Origin of the sequence: Kitasatospora sp. NPDC048296, from assembly GCF_043201815.1 — a bacterium.
Taxonomy (GTDB): domain Bacteria; phylum Actinomycetota; class Actinomycetes; order Streptomycetales; family Streptomycetaceae; genus Kitasatospora.
This window is the reverse complement of the sequence record NZ_JBICZB010000019.1, coordinates 1-16,219: the sequence shown is the minus strand read 5'-3', so window position 1 is coordinate 16,219 and position 16,219 is coordinate 1. Positions and strand designations below refer to the sequence as shown.

Sequence of the window (16,219 nt, the reverse complement as noted above, 5' to 3'; positions counted from 1 at the left end):
CTCCCACCCGCTCCCCCTACGACCTCACCCCTGGAGCAGCCTCGCCTCGCGCTCCGGGTCGAGCCCGACGTTCGGCCGGTCGGCGCGCAGGGGGGCGTCACCGCCGATGGAGCGCAGCCAGGCCCAGGTGTCCTCGACCGTCTCGGCGACCGGGCGGCAGCGCAGCCCGGCGTCGACCGCGCGGGCGACCGAGGCACCGTGCAGGAAGTCGTACAGCTCGCCGGGCGGGAGCCAGATCGGCAGCTCGGTCCACGGCTCGACGCCCGCCGCGAGGATCCGCTCCGGGTCGGTCCAGCGCAGCTCGGCGTCCGAGCCGGTGGTCCGGACGCAGGCCGCCAGCAGTTCGCCCATGGTGGTGTGGCCGGCGAGGCTGACCACGTTGTACGGGCCGCCCAGGCGGGCCGCCACCGCGTCCAGGGTCCAGATCGCGAGGTCGCGGGCGTCGATGTACTGCAGCGCCGTGTCGCGCGGGCCGGGGGCGAGCACCGGTCCGCCGCGGGCGATCCGGTTCAGCCACCAGGGCAGTCGGCCGATGTTCTCGTACGGGCCGAGGATCAGCCCGGCCCGGACCAGCAGGGCGCGCCCGTCGTACTCCGCCTCCAGGGCCAGTTCGGCGCCGCGCTTGGCCTCGGCGTAGGCCACCGCGCCGGTCAGGTCCGGGGAGGAGGGGACCACCGGCGCCGTCTCGTCCGCCCCGGCCCGCAGCGGGTGGTCGTACACCGACCGGCTGGAGACGTACGCGTAGTGGCCGACCCGGCCGGCCAGCCGCCGGGCGCTGTCGCGCACCGCCGCCGGGGCCCAGGACCAGGTGTCCACCACCGCGTCCCACTCCCCCGTGGCGAGCGCCGCGAGGCCGTCCTCGGCCGTGCGGTCGCCCGCCAGCACCCGCACACCCTCGGGCGCGGGCCGGGTACCGCGGTTGAGGGCGGTCACCTCCCAGCCCCTGGCCAGGGCCTCCTCGGCGACGGCGCGTCCGACGAACTCGGTTCCACCCAGCAGCAGAAGTCTCATGCCGACCACCCTGCTCCGAGGGTGGCCGGCATGGGAACCGCTGAACGCTCTGGGCGGAATCGCCGCTGGCGGACACGCCGTCAGCGAAAGCGGGAACCTCAGGCAGTGGTGCGGTGGTCGGGGTCGTGCATCTCGCCGACCAGCTCCTCCAGCACGTCCTCCAGCATCACCACGCCCGTCGTGCGGCCGTCCTGGTCCAGCACAGCAGCCAGGTGGCAGGTGGCCCGGCGCATCGCGCCGAGGGCGTCGTCCAGCGGGAGGCCGCCGCGCAGCACCGTGATCGGCCGCCACAGGCGGGCCGGGACGGGCGCCGACGGGTCCTCCACGTCGAGGATGTCCTTGAGGTGGAGGTACCCGAGGTAGCCGTGGCCGGCCGGGTCGCCGTCGGTGACCGGGAAGCGCGAGAAGCCGGTGCGCAGGGCGAGCGCCTCGACCTCGGCGGCGGTCATCTTGGGGTCCACGGTGACCAGTTCCTCCGGCCGCAGCAGCACGTCGGTGACCGGTCGCCGGCCCAGCTCCAGGGCGTCCTCCAGACGCTCCTGCCGATCCTCGTCGAGCAGGCCGGCGTCCCGGGAGTCGACCAGCAGGTACATCAGCTGCTCGGTGGTGAAGACCGACTCGACCTCGTCCTTGGGCTCGACCCGGAACAGCCTCAGCACGCCGTTGGCGGAGGCGTTGAGCAGCCGGATCACCGGGGCGAGCCAGCGGGCCAGCCGGTCCAGCGGCGGGCCGAGCCAGAGCGCGGCCTTCTCCGGTCCGGCCATGGCCATGTTCTTCGGCACCATCTCGCCCATCACCATGTGGAGGAAGACCACGACGGCGAGCGAGATCCCGTAGGAGAGCGGGTGCATCAGGCCGGACGGGACGCCGATCGCGTGGAACGGACCCTCCAGCACGGCGGCGATGGTCGGCTCGGCGAGCGCACCGAGGCCCAGCGAGCAGACGGTGATGCCGAGCTGGGCGGCGGCCAGCATCGCGGAGACGTTGGACAGCCCGTGCAGCACGACGCGGGCGCGCTTGTGCCCGGCCTCGGCGAGCGGCTCGATCTGGCTGCGACGCACCGAGACGACGGCGAACTCGGCGCCGACGAAGAAGGCGTTGCCGAGCAGCAGCAGGAGGGCGAGGCCCAGTTGCAGCACGGTCATCGGGTCCCCTCCTCGTCCTCGCCGAACAGCGCGGACACGGAGGTGCGCTCCACCCGGACCTGGCTGGTGCGGTGCCGGTCGACGCCGGTCACGGTGAACCGCCAGCCGGGGAGCCCGGCCTGCTCGCCCACCTCGGGGAGCTTGCCGAGCAGGTCGGCGACCAGGCCGGCCAGGGTCTCGTACGGGCCGTCGGGGGCGTTCAGGCCGATGGTCTCCAGCTGGTCGAGCCGGGCGCGGCCGTCGGCCTCCCAGGCGGGCCGGCCGTCGACGGCCGGCAGCGGAAGCAGCTCGGGCCGGTCGGCCGGGTCGTGCTCGTCCTGCACCTCGCCGACGATCTCCTCGACGATGTCCTCGACGGTGACGACGCCGGCGGTGCCGCCGTACTCGTCGACCACGATGGCCATCGGCTGGAGGCGGCGCAGCTGGTCGAGCAGCCGTTCGGCGGGCAGGGTCTCGGGCACCAGCAGCGGCGGCGAGGTCAGCTCGGCCACCCGCACCAGGCCGCGCCGGGCGGCCGGGACGGCCAGGGCGTCCTTGAGCGTCACGATGCCGGTGACCTCGTCCAGGCTGTCGCTGTAGACCGGGAAGCGGGACAGGCCGGTGGCCCGGGTCAGGTTGATGACGTCGGAGGCGGTGGCGTCGCGCTGGAGGGCGGAGACGTCGACCCGCGGGGTCATCACGGACTCCGCGGTCAGCTCGCCGAGACCCAGGGTGCGGACGAACAGGGCCGCCGACTCCTCGTCTATCGCGCCGGCCTTGGCCGAGTGACGGGCCAGCGAGACCAGCTCGGCCGGGGTCCGGGCGTGCTCCAACTCCTCGTGCGGCTCGATGCCGAAGGCCCGGACGGTCTTGTCGGCGGCGCCGTTCAGGAAGCTGATCAGCGGGCGGCAGACGAAGGAGAAGGCCATGTGCGGGGCGGCGACCGCGCGGCCCACCTGGAGCGGGCGGGAGATCGCCCAGTTCTTCGGGACCAGCTCGCCGATCACCATCTGGACGACGGTCGCCAGCACCATGCCGACCACCACCGCGGCGCCGCGGGCGACCGGGTCGGGCACGCCGATGCCCGCCATCACGGGCCTGAGCAGGGTCGACAGGGCCGGCTGGGCGAGCATGCCGACCACCAGCGAGGTGATGGTGATGCCCAGCTGGGCGCCGGAGAGTTCGAAGGAGAGGTGCCGCAGGGCCCTGGCGACCCGGCCGGACTTGGCGTCGCCGGCCGCGGCGGAGCGTTCCACCGCACCGCGGTCGGCGGTCACGAAGGCGAACTCGGCGGCCACGAAGAGGCCGTTGGCGAGGATCAGGAGAAGGGCTGCGAACAACAGCAGCCAGGCGGTGATCACAGTGCCGCCTGCCTTCCGGGGTTCGGAAGCAAGGCGGCGCAGGTACTACCGGACGGATCGTCCATCGAGGGGGAGAGTCACTCCTCAGGTCGGTTCGACTCGGGTCGCTTTCGGGCAGGACTGAATTTTTGCCCTGCTTTTACCAGCGTAGACCATACCTGTGCGATGGCAGGAAGCGTGTTCGGGATCCGCCGGGCCGCGGCCCGCTCAGCCCTGGGCGCGGCTCTCGACCAGGTCGCGCAGCGCGCGGGCGTCCGCGATCGCCTGGGACTTGCCGACGCCGGACTGGATGCCGACCACCGCGAGCGAGGTGCCGTCGGAGAGGTCGAGGGTGGCCCACGGGTCGCCCTGGCGGAAGTTGACCCGGACGATCTCGGCCCAGGCGAGCCGGCGGCTGCGGACGAAGTTGACCACCGTCACGCCCTCCGCGTCCGCACGCACCCGGGGGCGGGCCAGCATGAGGCCCACGCAGGCGAACAGCACACCGCTGCCGATCATCATGATCCGGTCGTTGAGCTGCCAGTTCTCCGGCAGCAGGAAGGCCAGCACGGCGAACAGCACCACCAGCAGGGCGCAGACCGGCAGCAGCACCGCGCGGGTGCGACGGGGCGCCCAGGTGACGGGGAACTGGACGGGCGGCGTGGACACGTGGGGTCTCCGGTGGTTCTGGTGGCGGCGTGCGGCGCGCCGGGTGCTGACGGCGAAGGGCGGGGACGCCGGTCGGCGTCCCCGCCCCTATTGAACCGTTCTTTACTCTCAGCCTGCCGGGCAGGTCGTTGGAGCAGGTCAGAGGCGGCAGGCGTGGATGTTGGTGACCAGGATGGCCCGGGCGCCGATGCTCCAGAGGTCGTCCATGATCTGCTGGGCCTCCTTGCGGAGCACCATCGAGCGGACGGCCACCCAGCCCTCGGTGTGCAGCGGGGAGACGGTCGGCGACTCCAGGCCGGGGGTGAGCGCCACGGCGGCGCTGACCTTCTCGGCGCGGATGTCGTAGTCCATCAGCACGTAGCGGCGGGCCACCAGCACGCCCTGCAGGCGGCGCAGGAACTGCTCCACCCGCGGGTCCTCGCCCGCGCCCTTGGGGCGGATCACCACGGCGTCCGAGATCAGGATCGGCTCGCCGAAGACCTCCAGGCCGGCGTTGCGCAGGCTGGTGCCGGTCTCCACCACGTCGGCGATGACGTCGGCGACGCCCAGCTGCACCGCGGTCTCGACCGCGCCGTCCAGCTTGGTGACCGTCGCCTTCACGCCGTGGTCGGCCAGGTGCTGCTCGACCAGGCCGGTGTAGGAGGTGGCGATCCGCAGGCCCTCCAGGCCCGTCACGTCCTTGACGTCGACACCCTCGGGGCGGGCGAAGCGGAAGGTCGACCCGGCGAAGCCGAGGGCGAGCACCTCCTCCGCGTTGGAGTGCGAGTCCAGCAGCAGGTCGCGGCCGGTGATGCCGACGTCGAGGCGGCCGGAGCCGACGTAGACGGCGATGTCGCGCGGGCGCAGGAAGAAGAACTCGACCTCGTTGTTCGGGTCGACGAGGACGAGCTCCTTGGGGTCCTTCCGCTGGCGGTAGCCGGCCTCATGGAGCATCTCCGCCGCGGGACCCGAGAGCGAACCCTTGTTGGGGACGGCGATGCGCAGCATGGGAGGTTGCTTCCTTACCTGTTGGGAGGGGGGTGTGCTCGGGGAGCTTGAGGGTGAGGTTCAGAGGTACTTGTAGACGTCGTCGAGCGTCAGCCCGCGGGCGACCATCATCACCTGAAGGTGGTAGAGGAGCTGGGAGATCTCCTCCGCCGTCTGCTCGTCCGACTGGAACTCGGCGGCCATCCAGACCTCGGCGGCCTCCTCGACGACCTTCTTGCCGATCGCATGGACGCCCTGCTGGACGAGCTGCGCGGTACGGGAGGACGAGGGGTCGCCGGTGGCGGCCTTCTGCTGGAGCTCGGCGAAGAGCTCCTCGAATGTCTTCGAAGCCATGATGGGAATCACCATACGGCGTGCGAGCAGACCGGCGGTAAACGGTCCCGGACCGTGGACGGTCGAGTGGACGTCCACGGTCCGGGAACGGTCGCGTGCGGGTCAGGCGGTGGCGCGCAGCACCGCGGCGGTGGCGACGGCGGCGGTGACGGCCTCGTGGCCCTTGTCCTCGGCGGAGCCCGGCAGGCCGGCCCGGTCGAGCGCCTGCTCGTCGTTGTCGCAGGTCAGCACGCCGAAACCGACCGGGACGCCGGTGTCGACGCTGACCTGGGTGAGGCCGACGGTGGCCGCCTGGCAGACGTAGTCGAAGTGCGGGGTGCCGCCGCGGATGACCACGCCCAGGGCGATCACCGCGTCGTAGCCGCGCTCGGCGAGGCGCTTGGCGGCGACCGGCAGCTCGAAGGTGCCGGGCACCCGCAGCACGGTCGGCTCGGCGATGCCCAGCTCCTTGAGCGCGCGGTGGGCGCCGTCCAGCAGGCCGTTCATCACCGTGTCGTGCCACTGGGCCGCGACGACGGCGACCTTGAGGTCGGCGGCGCCGTCGATGGTCAGCTCGGGGGCTCCGTGGCCGCTCATGTCGTTACTTCCGTTCCTTGGTGTGGGTCGTTGCGGATCTCGGCTGCCGGGCCCGCGGGTGTCGGGAGCCCGGGCGTGCGTCTGTCAGGAGCCCAGGCCGGGCAGGTCGTGGCCCATCCGGTCGCGCTTGGTGCGCAGGTAGCGCAGGTTGTGCTCGCCCGGCGCGATCTCGACCGCCTCGCGCCCCTTGACCTTGAGGCCGTGCTCGGTGAGCGCGGTCAGCTTCTGCGGGTTGTTGGTGAGCAGGGTGAGCGAGCGGACGCCGAGGTCCACCAGCATCTGCGCCGCGATGCTGTAGTCGCGGGCGTCGGCGGGCAGGCCGAGGTCCAGGTTGGCGTCCACGGTGTCGCGGCCCTGCTCCTGGAGTTCGTACGCGCGCAGCTTGTGGGCCAGGCCGATCCCCCGGCCCTCGTGGCCGCGCAGGTAGAGCACCACGCCGCGGCCGGCCTCGGCGACCCGCTGCAACGAGGCCTCCAGCTGCGGGCCGCAGTCGCAGCGCAGCGAGCCGAAGACGTCGCCGGTCAGGCACTCGGAGTGGACCCGGACCAGGACGTCCTCGCCGTCCGGCAGCTGTCCGTCCGCGTCGAGGCCGCCGGTCACCAGGGCGATGTGCTCGACGCCGTCGATGGTGCCCCGGTAGCCGACCGCGGTGAACTCGCCGTGGGTGGTGGGCAGGGCGGTGACGGCGGCCCGGTCGACGTGCAGCTCGGTGCGGCGGCGGTAGGCGATCAGGTCCTCGATGGAGATGATCGCGAGGCCGTGCTCACGGGCGAAGGCGACCAGCTCGGGCAGCCGGGCCATGGTGCCGTCGTCGTTGACCACCTCGGCGATCGCGCCGGCCGGCGCCAGCCCGGCGAGCCGGGCCAGGTCGACGGCGGCCTCGGTGTGGCCGGGGCGGACCAGCACGCCGCCCTCGACGGCGCGCAGCGGGAAGACGTGGCCGGGACGGGTCAGGTCTCCGGGCTCGGTGCCGGGCGAGGAGAGCAGCCGTACGGTGCGGGCGCGGTCGGCGGCGGAGATGCCGGTGTCGACCCCCTCGCGGGCGTCCACCGAGACGGTGTACGCGGTGCCCTTGCGGTCCTCGTTGACCTGGGTCATCGGCGGGAGCTTGAGGCGGTCCAGCTCCTCGCCGGTCATCGGCGCGCAGATCACGCCGGAGCTGTAGCGGATGGTGAAGGCCATCAGCTCGGGGGTGGCGGCGGAGGCGGCGAAGACGATGTCGCCCTCGTTCTCGCGGTCCTCGTCGTCGACCACGATCACCGCGCGACCGAGCGCGATGTCGGCGATCGCCCGCTCGACGGGGTCGAGGACGAGCTCTCCACCGATGCCGCTCTCGAAGGTCTGGTTCTCGGTCATGCCGTGACTCCCTGCGGGACGTTGGTGGACGTGACTCGCGGCTCACGGGTGCTCAGCCACCAGGAGCGCAGGCCGAGCAGCACCAGGACGAAGTAGATCGAGTAGGTGAGGCCGGAGAAGGTGTAGCCGCTGTTGAAGGCGAACGGGACGCCGACCGCGTCGACGGCGATCCAGGCGAACCAGAACTCCAGCCAGCCGCGCGCCTGGGCGACCATCGCGGCGAGCGTGCCGACGAAGATGTAGGCGTCCGACCAGGGGCTCCAGGACAGACTGGGGTAGGCGGTGAACAGCGTCGCCAGGGCGACGGTGCCGACCGCGGTGCCGACCACCAGGGCGGCCCGCTCGGGCCAGCTGGCGAACCGTACGGCGATGGTGCCGGTGTCGCGGCGGCCGCGGTTCCACTGCGTCCAGCCCCAGGCGGCGGTGACGATGACGATCAGCTGCTTGCCGATCAGGCCGGGGACGTGGCCCCCGAGGTAGGCGGTGATCAGCACGACGCCGGACAGGAGTTGGACCGGCCAGCTCCACACCGAGCGGCGCCAGCCGAGCGCGAGGCCGCCGAGGCCGAACAGGTTGCCGATCATGTCGGCCCACTTCACGTGCTCACCGAGGACGGTGAACGCCTCTCCGCTGAGCCAGCTCACTTGGACTCCCCCGTGATGTGCTCCAGGTCCGGCAGGGTCGGCAGCGCGCGCGATTCGAGCAGCCGCTCCACGTACTTGGCGAGCACGTCCACCTCGAGGTTGACGCTCTCGCCGGTGGTCTTGGCGCCGAGCGTGGTCAGCGCGAGGGTGGCCGGGATGAGACTGACGGTGAAGCTGTCGCGGGCCGCCTCCACCACGGTGAGGCTGACGCCGTCGACCGTGATCGAGCCCTTCTCCACCAGGTAGCGGGAGATCGACTCCGGCAGCGAGAAGCGCAGCACCTCCCAGCGCAGATTGCCGTCCGCGTCGCGCTCGCCGGGCTCGCGGCTCAACAGCCGTCCGGTGGCGTCGACATGGCCCTGCACCAGGTGGCCGCCGAGGCGGGCGCCGAGCGCCATGGCGCGCTCCAGGTTGACCCGGGAGCCGGGCTTCAACTCGCCCAGGCTGGAACGGTGCAGCGTCTCGGCCATCACGTCGGCGCTGAACTCGCCGGTCTCGGCGGCCAGTTGCTCGGGGCTGTCGACAACGGTCAGGCAGACACCGTTGACCGCGATGGAGTCGCCGTGCCGCGCACCGGAACAGACCACCGGGCCGCGCAGGCGGATTCGCGAGGAGTCGCCGATCTCCTCGATCGACACGACCTCGCCGAGCTCTTCGATGATGCCGGTGAACACCCGGGTCTCCTCGCGCTTGGGGCGCGGACTCCGGGGCGGCAGAGGGAGATGACACGGACGGGCAACGGTGCGCGAACCCGCGGACACGACCCGTCGCCGGGGTGCCGGAGCCGCCGGGAGATCGCTCGCCCGGCCCGGGAGAGACCTCTCCCGCCGTTCACCTGACCGCGGTCCGGGCCGGTCCGGTTTCTCCGGTTCCGATGGACCACGGGTACTGCTCTTCGTCCGCCCGCGCACGCCTCCCATCCGGACTTTAACCGTCGGTCCAGGAATTTCACCTGGTCAACCGGCCGCTGGCTGCGGACGGGTCGCGGACTGTAACCGCCGGTTCGGATTTTCACCGACCCCGGAGTGCGCTGAACGTCACTGCTGTTGACGTCATTCTGCCACGCGCGGTGCGAGCCCAGGGAGGGGCTTCGACTGTGGTCTGTTTCACGGTTGGCGCGGGGAATGCGCGGCGGGGTGGCGGGCGCTGGTTCCGGGCCCGCTGGTGTGGGGACCTGGTGGCACGATCGGGCGGCACCCGGCGGACGGGATCCACCGGTGCCGTGGTCCGCGTAGGACCCCGGTGTGCGGGGGCCCCTCGGCTTCCGAAAGCCTCTCGGCGTTCCAGGGCTTCTCGGTGTTCGAGGGCCCCTCGGTGTTCGAGGAGCGGCGTAAGGCCCTGGTGTTCGGGGTCGGCGGTTCAGAGGGTGGCGGGTGCGGCGATCGACAGGAAGTGGGTGACCTCCGGGGGGTGCGCGAGAAAGCACAGTTCGCCCTCCGCCCCGACCGGCCGGATCCGCCACATCGGCCCGGCGTAGCCGCGCAGGGCCTCCTCGTCGCGCCAGCGACTCACCACGAGCACCCGGTGCCCGCCCTCGGTCACCGAGCGCAGCAGCTCGCCGCCGAGGCAGCCGTCTGTACGCCCCAGCTGCGGGATCACCTGGGTGGTCAGGTGCGCGCAGAACTCCTCGATGCGATCGGACACGACCTGCCCGGCCCAGATTCTGACGATCACGACCACCACCTCCGGCTGGCTGGAGTCCCTGGCCCCATTATCAGCGGAAAACCGCTGGTGGGGAGGGGTACGGCGGCACTTTCACGGACAGTTGGGGGCGCGCCGGCGGGCGGCCGGGGCGGCGGTGCGGGCCGGAGCCGGTCGCGGATCGCGGCCCGGGGTGTGGTGAAGGACTCCGGCTCGGCCTCCCGGGAGTCCCGTACATTCCCGGTATGACCACCACACCGGATGCTGCCGTACCGTCAACCACCGCTCCGGACGCGCCGAACCGCCTGTTCGCCGCCCTCAGCGCGGGCGCCCTCACCGAGCCGGCCCAGCTGCGCGAGATCTACGAGCAGCCGGGCGATCACGCACGCCGCAAGCAGGTCGACCGTCTGCACGAGGTCGCCCAGCGGCTGATCGCGTGCTCCTCGCTGGTCTTCGTCGCCAGCTCCGACGCCGCCGGGCGCTGCGACGTCTCCCCGCGTGGCGGGCCGGCCGGGCTGGTCTCGGTGCTCGACGAGCACACCCTGGCCATACCGGACGCCACCGGCAACAAGCGCCTGGACACCCTGCACAACATCCTGGAGAACGGCCGCGTCGGGCTGCTCTTCGTCGTGCCGGGCCGGGACACCACGCTGCGGGTCAACGGGCGGGCCTGCGTCTCGACCGACCCGGAGCTGCTGAGCCGGCTGACGGCGGTCGGCAAGCCGCCGCGCAGCGCGATCGTGGTGGCGGTGGAGGAGGTGTACGCGCACTGCCCGAAGGCGCTCCTGCGCGGGTCGGCGTGGAAGCCGGAGAACTGGCTGGCCAAGGACGCTCAGCCGAGTTCGGCGGAGGTCACGCTGTCGCACCTGCGGGACGAGTCGCTGACCATCGGGATCATCGAGCAGACGGAGCGGGAGGCGCTGCTGTACCGGTACGAGTAGGGGCACGGGTCGCGCCGCACTGATCGCTCCCCCGCCGCACCGTGCGCCCGGGGCGGGGGCGGGGGCGGGCGCACCCGCGCGGCGGCCGGACGGGTGACGTCGGGCGGGCCGGGGTTCGCAGGGGTGCCGGGGCCGCCGCCGGTCGCTTGAATGGACGGATGGACTGCGTGTTCTGTGCGGTGGTGGCGGGCGAGGAGCCCGCGCACCGGGTGCTGGACGACGAGGCGGCGGTGGCCTTCCTGGACCGCCGGCCGCTGTTCCCGGGCCATGTGCTGGTCGTGCCGCGCGCCCACCACCGGACCCTGGCGGACCTGCCGCCGGCCGAGGTCGGGCCGTTCTTCCTGCGGGTGCAGCGGGTGGCGGCGGCCGTCGAGCGGGGGCTGGGCGCGGCCGGCAGTTTCGTGGCGGCGAACAACCGGATCAGCCAGTCGGTGCCGCACCTGCACGTCCACGTGGTGCCGCGCAATCCGAAGGACGGGCTGCGCGGGTTCTTCTGGCCGCGGGGGAAGTACCCCGACGAGGCGGGGGCGGCGGAGGTCGCGGCCCGGCTGCGGGCGGCGCTCGGGGAGCCGTAGCCGGCCGCGAGGGTGGCCACGCCGTGGTGTCCGTACCGTGCGGGGAGCAGCGGGGCGTACATCCGGAGAAGCAGCGGGAGGGGGTCGAAATCGGCTTCCAGGCGGACGAATTCGCAGGTCGGGGCGGCCTAGGCTGATGGCCATGGAAGAACTCGTCAGCCTCGTGAAGCAGACCGCCGACCGGCTCGCGGGCCGGCACGTCGGCGCGGTGGTCGCCGGGCTGGCCGACGGCGCCGTGGAGATCCACGGCGCCGGCCGGACCGGTTCGGGCGGCGGTGTGCCCGGACCGCACACCCTTTTTGAAATCGGTTCCGTCACCAAGGTGTTCACCTCGCTCGTGCTCGCGCGACTGGCCCTCGACGAGGCGGTGGGGCTCGACGAGCCGCTCGCGGAGGTGCTCGCGGACACGCCGACCGTCCCGGTGCGGGGCGGGCAGCCGGTCACCCTGCGGCACCTCGCCACCCACACCTCGGGGCTCCCCCGGCTGCCGAGGGGCATCGCCGCGCGGGCGCTGCTCATGCCCAACAGGCCGGATCCGTACGCCGGTTGCACGGCCGAGACGGTACTGCGCGGGCTCGCCAGGACGCGGTTGCGGGCCGCGCCCGGGCGCAGCTTCCGCTACTCCAACCTCGGGGTCGGGCTGCTCGGGCTGGCCCTCGCCCAGCGGGCCGGCACCGGGTACGGGGAACTGGTGGCGCGCGAGGTCTGCGAGCCGCTGGGGCTCACGGACACCTGCCTGCGGCCGGGCGAGGAGCAGTCCGGGCGGCTGGCGCGCGGGCACGCGCCGGGCGGGCGGCCGGTGCCGTACTGGGACCTGGCGGCGATACCGGGCATGGGCGGGCTCCGCTCCACGGCCGCGGACCTCGCGGCACTCCTGCGGGCCCAGCTGTCCGCCGACCGCGAGCCGGACGGGCCGCTGGCGCCCGCGATCACGCTCACCCGGGACACCCGGCACCGGGTCAACCCGTTCGCCTGGACGCACCTCGGCTGGCTCGGGCACCGGCTGCACAGCCAGCAGGGCGGCCATCTGCAGCTGTGGCACAACGGGGGCACGGGCGGGTTCAGTTCCTTCGTCGCGTTCGATCCGGAGAAGCAGGTGGGGGTGGTGGTCCTGGCGAACACCCGGAGGTCGGTGGACCCGGCCGGGACGGCGCTGCTGCGGAGGCTGCAGCTCGGGCGTGTCTGACGATCCCCGCCGGGCGCGCGGATCGTCGGAAACACCCGAATCGTCGGAAACACCCGAGTCGTCGGACACGCCCCAGGCCGGCGCGGCGCGGCGCTGATCGGTGCCTCTCGGGGTGGATCGGGACACGGTCCGGCCGTTTCGGGCCAAAAGGTGTCGATTGGCACTGTTCCCGGGGATGGCAAGGCCTTGATGCTGGTGATCCAACAGTCGCGATTCCGCTTGGAGGGATCACCGAGGGCAAGGAGGCCGAAGTGGCGATGGTGTGGTCGCCGGTGTGGGCGCGGTCGCTCATGCCGGAGGGCGGCCAGGCTCGGCGCGGGCCGACCGGACCGCTCGGGCCGGTGGTCCGGGTGCACCACGGCTTCCGGCCACTGCCCTGGCGGGCGCGGACCTGGGTGGACGCCGGGGCGGCGGTCCTCGCGGTGCTGCTCTGCCTGGCGCTCGGCCAGTGGTGGCCCGCGCCCGTGGTGGCCGCCGCAGCAGTGCTAGCCACCAGCGGCTACGGGCGGCCGCGCCCCGGGCTCGGCTCGCGGTCCGTACGGCTCCACGAAGGCGGACTGGCGCTGGTCGGGGCGGACGGCGACGAGCGACTGCTGCCGTGGAGCGAGGTGGAGGCCACCGAATACTTCCCCGGCGGGCGGCACGGGGAGCCCGAGCAGGGGCGAATATGGCCGGCCGGCGCCGACGAGCCGCTCGTACTGACGCAGTTGCGCGGGCTGGAGGGGCTGTGCCGGGAGGTGGACGAGCGGCTCTCCCCCGGCCTTCGGGCCGCGCTGCAGGAGGCGCTGCGCACCGAGGGGAGCGTCCGGTTCGCCCGGGGGCGGCTGACGGTGACGACCGGCGGGCTGGTGCACCGGCCGCCGCATCCGCCGGCCACGACGGAGGCGTACCGGTGGTCGGAGGTGCGCGAGGCCCGGGCGTCCGGCCTCGGGGAGTTGGAGATCCGGACCCACTCGGCCGGACTGCCGCTCACCCTGCCGGTGCCCAATGCCCGTGCGGCGGCCGAGTTCCTGGAGGAGGTGCGGGCTCGGAGCGTCGAGCGGAGCGCCTAGCGGGTCCGATTCCCGAATCCTCGGAGGGTTGGATTTTCAAACTCGCAGACCTCTAGTGAGTTTGCTTTTCCAACGACCCTGCACAGGAGAGGCGGCCCGCCATGCGCGATGCCGTGATCGTCGAAGCCGTCCGCACCCCCGTCGGGAAGGGCAAGCCGGGAGGCTCCCTCTCCGACGTCCACCCGGTGGAACTGCTCGCCCACACCCTCCAGGCCCTGATCGGGCGCAGCGGCATCGACCCGGCCCTGGTCGACGACGTGATCGGCGGCTGCGTGGACCAGGTCGCCGAGCAGGCGATGAACACCACCCGCTATGCCTGGCTGGCGGCCGGGTTCCCGGACTCCGTACCGGCGACCACGATCGACCGACAGTGCGGCTCCTCCCAGCAGGCCGTGCACTTCGCCGCGCAGGGGGTGATCGCCGGGGCGTACGACGTGGTGGTGGCCTGCGGGATCGAGTCGATGAGCCGGGTGCCGATGTGGTCCAACGTGCCGGCCGGGGCGGACCCGTTCGGCACCTCGGTCGCGGCCCGCTACCCGGGCGGGCTGGTCCCGCAGGGCGTCAGCGCCGAGCTGATCGCCGCCAAGTGGTCGATCACGCGGGAGGCGATGGACGAGTTCGCGGCCGGTTCGCACGCCAAGGCGGCCCGGGCCCACACCGAGGGCCGCTTCGCGGACGAGCTGATCCCGGTGCAGACGCCCGGCGGGCTGGTGACCATGGACGAGTCGGTGCGCCCGGGCAGCACGCCCGAGGTGCTGGCGGGCCTGCGCCCGGCCTTCGCCGACCCGTCCTACGCCGAGCGCTTCCCGCAGATCGCCTGGTCGGTGACGGCGGGCAACAGCAGCCCGATCAACGACGGCGCCTCCGCCGTGCTGATCACCAGCAGCGAGACCGCCGCCCGGCTCGGCCTGCGTCCGCTGGCCCGGCTGCACTCCTTCGCGGTCACCGGCTCCGACCCGCTGCTGATGCTCACCGGCGTGCTGCCCGCGACCGAGAAGGTGCTGCGCCGCTCGGGCCTCTCGCTCGCCGACATCGACCTGTTCGAGGTGAACGAGGCCTTCGCCAGCGTGGTCCTGGCCTGGCTGCAGGAGACCGGCGCCGATCCGGCCCGGCTCAACGTCAACGGCGGCGCGATCGCCCTCGGCCACCCGCTGGGCGCCAGCGGCACCCGGCTGATGACCACCCTGGTGCACGAACTGCGCCGCAGCGGCGGGCGGTTCGCCTTGCAGACCATGTGCGAGGCGGGCGGCCTGGCCAACGCCACGATCCTGGAGGCGATCGACTGATCCCGCCCACCCCCTAGGGGCGGAAGGGGGACCTCCCGCAAGGGATCAGTACATCGCTGAGTGGACGTCAGCTCTGGTGCCCGCGACCTACCTTCGGTCACATGAGCCGACTTCGCACAACCGCCGCCGCGGCAGCCCTGTTGCTCGCGCTGCCGCTGTCCGTCGCCGCCGCCGCACCGGCCCTGGCCGCGCCCGCGCCCGCGCCCGCGCCCGCCGCCTCGGCCGGTGCCACCGCCCCGACCGCCGTCCACGTCCAGCTTCCTCGCCCGACCGGGCCGTACGCGGTCGGGCGGGAGGACCTGCACCTGGTCGACCTGGGCCGTCCGGACCCGTGGGTCCCCTCCGCCGGTCCGCGTCAGCTGATGGTCTCGATGTACTACCCCGCGCACGCCGGGACGGGCAGCCCGGCCCCGTACATGACCGCCGCGGCCGCCCGGATGCTGCTGGACGGGAAGCTCCCGGGCAACTCCATCCCGACCGAGTCGGTGACCGACACCCGGACCTGGGCCGAGTCCGGCGCACGCCCCCAGGGCGGCCACTATCCGATGGTGGTGCTCTCGCCCGGCTTCACCATGCCTCGCGCCTCGCTCACCAGCCTCGCCGAGGACCTGACCAGCCGCGGGTACGTCGTGGCCCTGATCGACCACACCTACGAGAACACCGGGACCACCTTCCCCGACGGGCGGACGCTGCCCTGCGTCATGTGCGGCAAGCTCACCACCCATGAGGCCTGGAAGGGGCTGGAGGAGAGCCGGGCGAAGGACGTCTCCTTCGTCATCGACCAGCTGACCGACCGCCCCCACCCCGCCTGGCGGTACGCCCGCATGATCGACCGCGACCGGATCGGCATGGCCGGGCACTCGATCGGCGGCGCGTCCACCGTCCCGGCGCTGGTGACCGACGACCGGATCCAGGCCGGGGTGGACCTGGACGGCAGCATGGAGTACCCGGTGCCGGAGTCCGGGATCGGCGGCAAGCCGTACCTGATGATCGGCCACTCGCTGGGTGGCGGCGTCGAGGACTCCAGCTGGACCGAGAACTGGCCCCGGCTCGACGGCTGGAAGCAGTGGCTGACCGTCGACGGCACCAACCACGGCAGCTTCACCGACTACCCGCTGTTCTACGAGGCGCTCGGTATCCCCCAGGACCCGGGCACCACCGTCTCGGGCCGGCGCGCCATCGACCTCACCCGCCAGTACGTCGGCGCCTTCTTCGACCTCCAGCTGAAGGGCGTCGAGCAGCCGCTCCTCGACGGGCCGACCGCCGCCAACCCGGAGGTCCGGTTCCACAGCTGACCCCTGCGCCCCGCGAGGCCGTCGGTGACCCGCCGACGGCCTCGTCGGCGTACGGGCCCCGGGCTCAACTCCGGGGCCGGGCCCAGGCCCGGACCTGGACCCGGACGTCGATCTAGGCCCAACGCCGTGTAGATAGAGCCTTGGGCGGTTGCGTCAAGTCGCCTGAAATGGGACGGAGCTCCTGCTAGAACCGTGTCGGCCAA

The 16,219-nt window shown here is 72.8% G+C and carries 17 protein-coding genes and 1 riboswitch; of the genes, 6 read left to right on the top strand and 11 right to left on the bottom strand.

The window, feature by feature from the left end:
- Nucleotides 1-24 precede the first annotated feature (24 nt).
- From ACGF12_RS14185 to ACGF12_RS14135, 11 genes are all read right to left on the bottom strand, one after another.
- Nucleotides 25-1,011, bottom strand: coding sequence for an NAD-dependent epimerase/dehydratase family protein (locus tag ACGF12_RS14185; RefSeq protein WP_393028581.1), 987 nt, complete (start codon nucleotides 1,009-1,011; stop codon nucleotides 25-27).
- A 98-nt stretch (nucleotides 1,012-1,109) separates the two neighbouring features.
- Complete coding sequence (locus ACGF12_RS14180; protein WP_393028580.1) at nucleotides 1,110-2,156, bottom strand: hemolysin family protein; 1,047 nt, start codon at nucleotides 2,154-2,156, stop codon at nucleotides 1,110-1,112.
- Nucleotides 2,153-3,496 carry a hemolysin family protein gene (locus ACGF12_RS14175; protein ID WP_393028579.1) on the bottom strand — a complete coding sequence of 448 codons (1,344 nt, stop codon included), beginning with the start codon at nucleotides 3,494-3,496 and terminating at the stop codon, nucleotides 2,153-2,155. The genes ACGF12_RS14180 and ACGF12_RS14175 overlap by 4 nt, the downstream gene beginning before the upstream one ends.
- A 207-nt stretch (nucleotides 3,497-3,703) precedes the next feature.
- Nucleotides 3,704-4,144: a PH domain-containing protein gene (locus ACGF12_RS14170; RefSeq protein ID WP_393028578.1), complete on the bottom strand. Its 441-nt coding sequence runs from the start codon at nucleotides 4,142-4,144 to the stop codon at nucleotides 3,704-3,706.
- A 138-nt stretch (nucleotides 4,145-4,282) separates the two neighbouring features.
- Nucleotides 4,283-5,131, bottom strand: a complete 849-nt coding sequence (hisG, locus tag ACGF12_RS14165) for an ATP phosphoribosyltransferase (protein WP_380611313.1) — start codon at nucleotides 5,129-5,131, stop codon at nucleotides 4,283-4,285.
- A gap of 60 nt (nucleotides 5,132-5,191) precedes the next feature.
- A complete protein-coding gene (locus ACGF12_RS14160; RefSeq protein WP_218200151.1) occupies nucleotides 5,192-5,464 on the bottom strand; it encodes a phosphoribosyl-ATP diphosphatase in 273 nt (90 codons plus the stop codon).
- Nucleotides 5,465-5,566: 102 nt separating this feature from the next.
- Nucleotides 5,567-6,040 (bottom strand): 6,7-dimethyl-8-ribityllumazine synthase, encoded by a 474-nt coding sequence (gene ribH, locus ACGF12_RS14155; protein ID WP_393028577.1) that lies wholly within the window; start codon nucleotides 6,038-6,040, stop codon nucleotides 5,567-5,569.
- 84 nt (nucleotides 6,041-6,124) lie between these two features.
- The gene (locus tag ACGF12_RS14150; RefSeq protein ID WP_393028576.1) at nucleotides 6,125-7,396 is read right to left on the bottom strand and encodes a bifunctional 3,4-dihydroxy-2-butanone-4-phosphate synthase/GTP cyclohydrolase II; all 1,272 of its coding nucleotides are present in this window, start codon (nucleotides 7,394-7,396) and stop codon (nucleotides 6,125-6,127) included.
- Complete coding sequence (locus ACGF12_RS14145) at nucleotides 7,393-8,040, bottom strand: nicotinamide riboside transporter PnuC (RefSeq protein ID WP_393028575.1); 648 nt, start codon at nucleotides 8,038-8,040, stop codon at nucleotides 7,393-7,395. The genes ACGF12_RS14150 and ACGF12_RS14145 overlap by 4 nt, the downstream gene beginning before the upstream one ends.
- A complete protein-coding gene (locus ACGF12_RS14140) occupies nucleotides 8,037-8,714 on the bottom strand; it encodes a riboflavin synthase (protein WP_393028574.1) in 678 nt (225 codons plus the stop codon). The genes ACGF12_RS14145 and ACGF12_RS14140 overlap by 4 nt, the downstream gene beginning before the upstream one ends.
- Nucleotides 8,715-8,944: 230 nt before the next feature.
- A riboswitch (FMN riboswitch) is annotated at nucleotides 8,945-9,072 on the bottom strand.
- A 327-nt stretch (nucleotides 9,073-9,399) separates the two neighbouring features.
- Complete coding sequence (locus tag ACGF12_RS14135) at nucleotides 9,400-9,714, bottom strand: antibiotic biosynthesis monooxygenase family protein (RefSeq protein WP_393028573.1); 315 nt, start codon at nucleotides 9,712-9,714, stop codon at nucleotides 9,400-9,402.
- Nucleotides 9,715-9,926: 212 nt separating this feature from the next.
- Between ACGF12_RS14135 and ACGF12_RS14130 the strand changes: the two genes are divergently transcribed.
- From ACGF12_RS14130 to ACGF12_RS14105, 6 genes are all read left to right on the top strand, one after another.
- Complete coding sequence (locus ACGF12_RS14130) at nucleotides 9,927-10,622, top strand: MSMEG_1061 family FMN-dependent PPOX-type flavoprotein (RefSeq protein WP_393028572.1); 696 nt, start codon at nucleotides 9,927-9,929, stop codon at nucleotides 10,620-10,622.
- Nucleotides 10,623-10,780: 158 nt separating this feature from the next.
- Nucleotides 10,781-11,197, top strand: coding sequence for an HIT family protein (locus ACGF12_RS14125; RefSeq protein WP_393028571.1), 417 nt, complete (start codon nucleotides 10,781-10,783; stop codon nucleotides 11,195-11,197).
- A 142-nt stretch (nucleotides 11,198-11,339) separates the two neighbouring features.
- Nucleotides 11,340-12,383 (top strand): serine hydrolase domain-containing protein, encoded by a 1,044-nt coding sequence (locus tag ACGF12_RS14120; protein ID WP_393028570.1) that lies wholly within the window; start codon nucleotides 11,340-11,342, stop codon nucleotides 12,381-12,383.
- 251 nt (nucleotides 12,384-12,634) lie between these two features.
- Nucleotides 12,635-13,435, top strand: a complete 801-nt coding sequence (locus ACGF12_RS14115) for a hypothetical protein (RefSeq protein WP_393028569.1) — start codon at nucleotides 12,635-12,637, stop codon at nucleotides 13,433-13,435.
- 101 nt (nucleotides 13,436-13,536) lie between these two features.
- Nucleotides 13,537-14,721: a thiolase family protein gene (locus ACGF12_RS14110; RefSeq protein WP_393028568.1), complete on the top strand. Its 1,185-nt coding sequence runs from the start codon at nucleotides 13,537-13,539 to the stop codon at nucleotides 14,719-14,721.
- Nucleotides 14,722-14,822: 101 nt separating this feature from the next.
- Nucleotides 14,823-16,016, top strand: coding sequence for an alpha/beta hydrolase family protein (locus ACGF12_RS14105; RefSeq protein WP_393028567.1), 1,194 nt, complete (start codon nucleotides 14,823-14,825; stop codon nucleotides 16,014-16,016).
- Nucleotides 16,017-16,219 lie beyond the last annotated feature (203 nt).

Excerpts from the sequence above, each read along its gene's own strand:
- ACGF12_RS14185 (WP_393028581.1), bottom strand. The coding sequence starts at position 1,011 with ATGAGACTTCTGCTGCTGGGTGGAACCGAGTTCGTCGGACGCGCCGTC.
- ACGF12_RS14180 (WP_393028580.1), bottom strand. The coding sequence starts at position 2,156 with ATGACCGTGCTGCAACTGGGCCTCGCCCTCCTGCTGCTGCTCGGCAAC.
- hisG (WP_380611313.1), bottom strand. The coding sequence starts at position 5,131 with ATGCTGCGCATCGCCGTCCCCAACAAGGGTTCGCTCTCGGGTCCCGCG.
- ACGF12_RS14160 (WP_218200151.1), bottom strand. The coding sequence starts at position 5,464 with ATGGCTTCGAAGACATTCGAGGAGCTCTTCGCCGAGCTCCAGCAGAAG.
- ribH (WP_393028577.1), bottom strand. The coding sequence starts at position 6,040 with ATGAGCGGCCACGGAGCCCCCGAGCTGACCATCGACGGCGCCGCCGAC.
- ACGF12_RS14150 (WP_393028576.1), bottom strand. The coding sequence starts at position 7,396 with ATGACCGAGAACCAGACCTTCGAGAGCGGCATCGGTGGAGAGCTCGTC.
- ACGF12_RS14130 (WP_393028572.1), top strand. The coding sequence starts at position 9,927 with ATGACCACCACACCGGATGCTGCCGTACCGTCAACCACCGCTCCGGAC.
- ACGF12_RS14125 (WP_393028571.1), top strand. The coding sequence starts at position 10,781 with ATGGACTGCGTGTTCTGTGCGGTGGTGGCGGGCGAGGAGCCCGCGCAC.
- ACGF12_RS14120 (WP_393028570.1), top strand. The coding sequence starts at position 11,340 with ATGGAAGAACTCGTCAGCCTCGTGAAGCAGACCGCCGACCGGCTCGCG.
- ACGF12_RS14110 (WP_393028568.1), top strand. The coding sequence starts at position 13,537 with ATGCGCGATGCCGTGATCGTCGAAGCCGTCCGCACCCCCGTCGGGAAG.
- ACGF12_RS14105 (WP_393028567.1), top strand. The coding sequence starts at position 14,823 with ATGAGCCGACTTCGCACAACCGCCGCCGCGGCAGCCCTGTTGCTCGCG.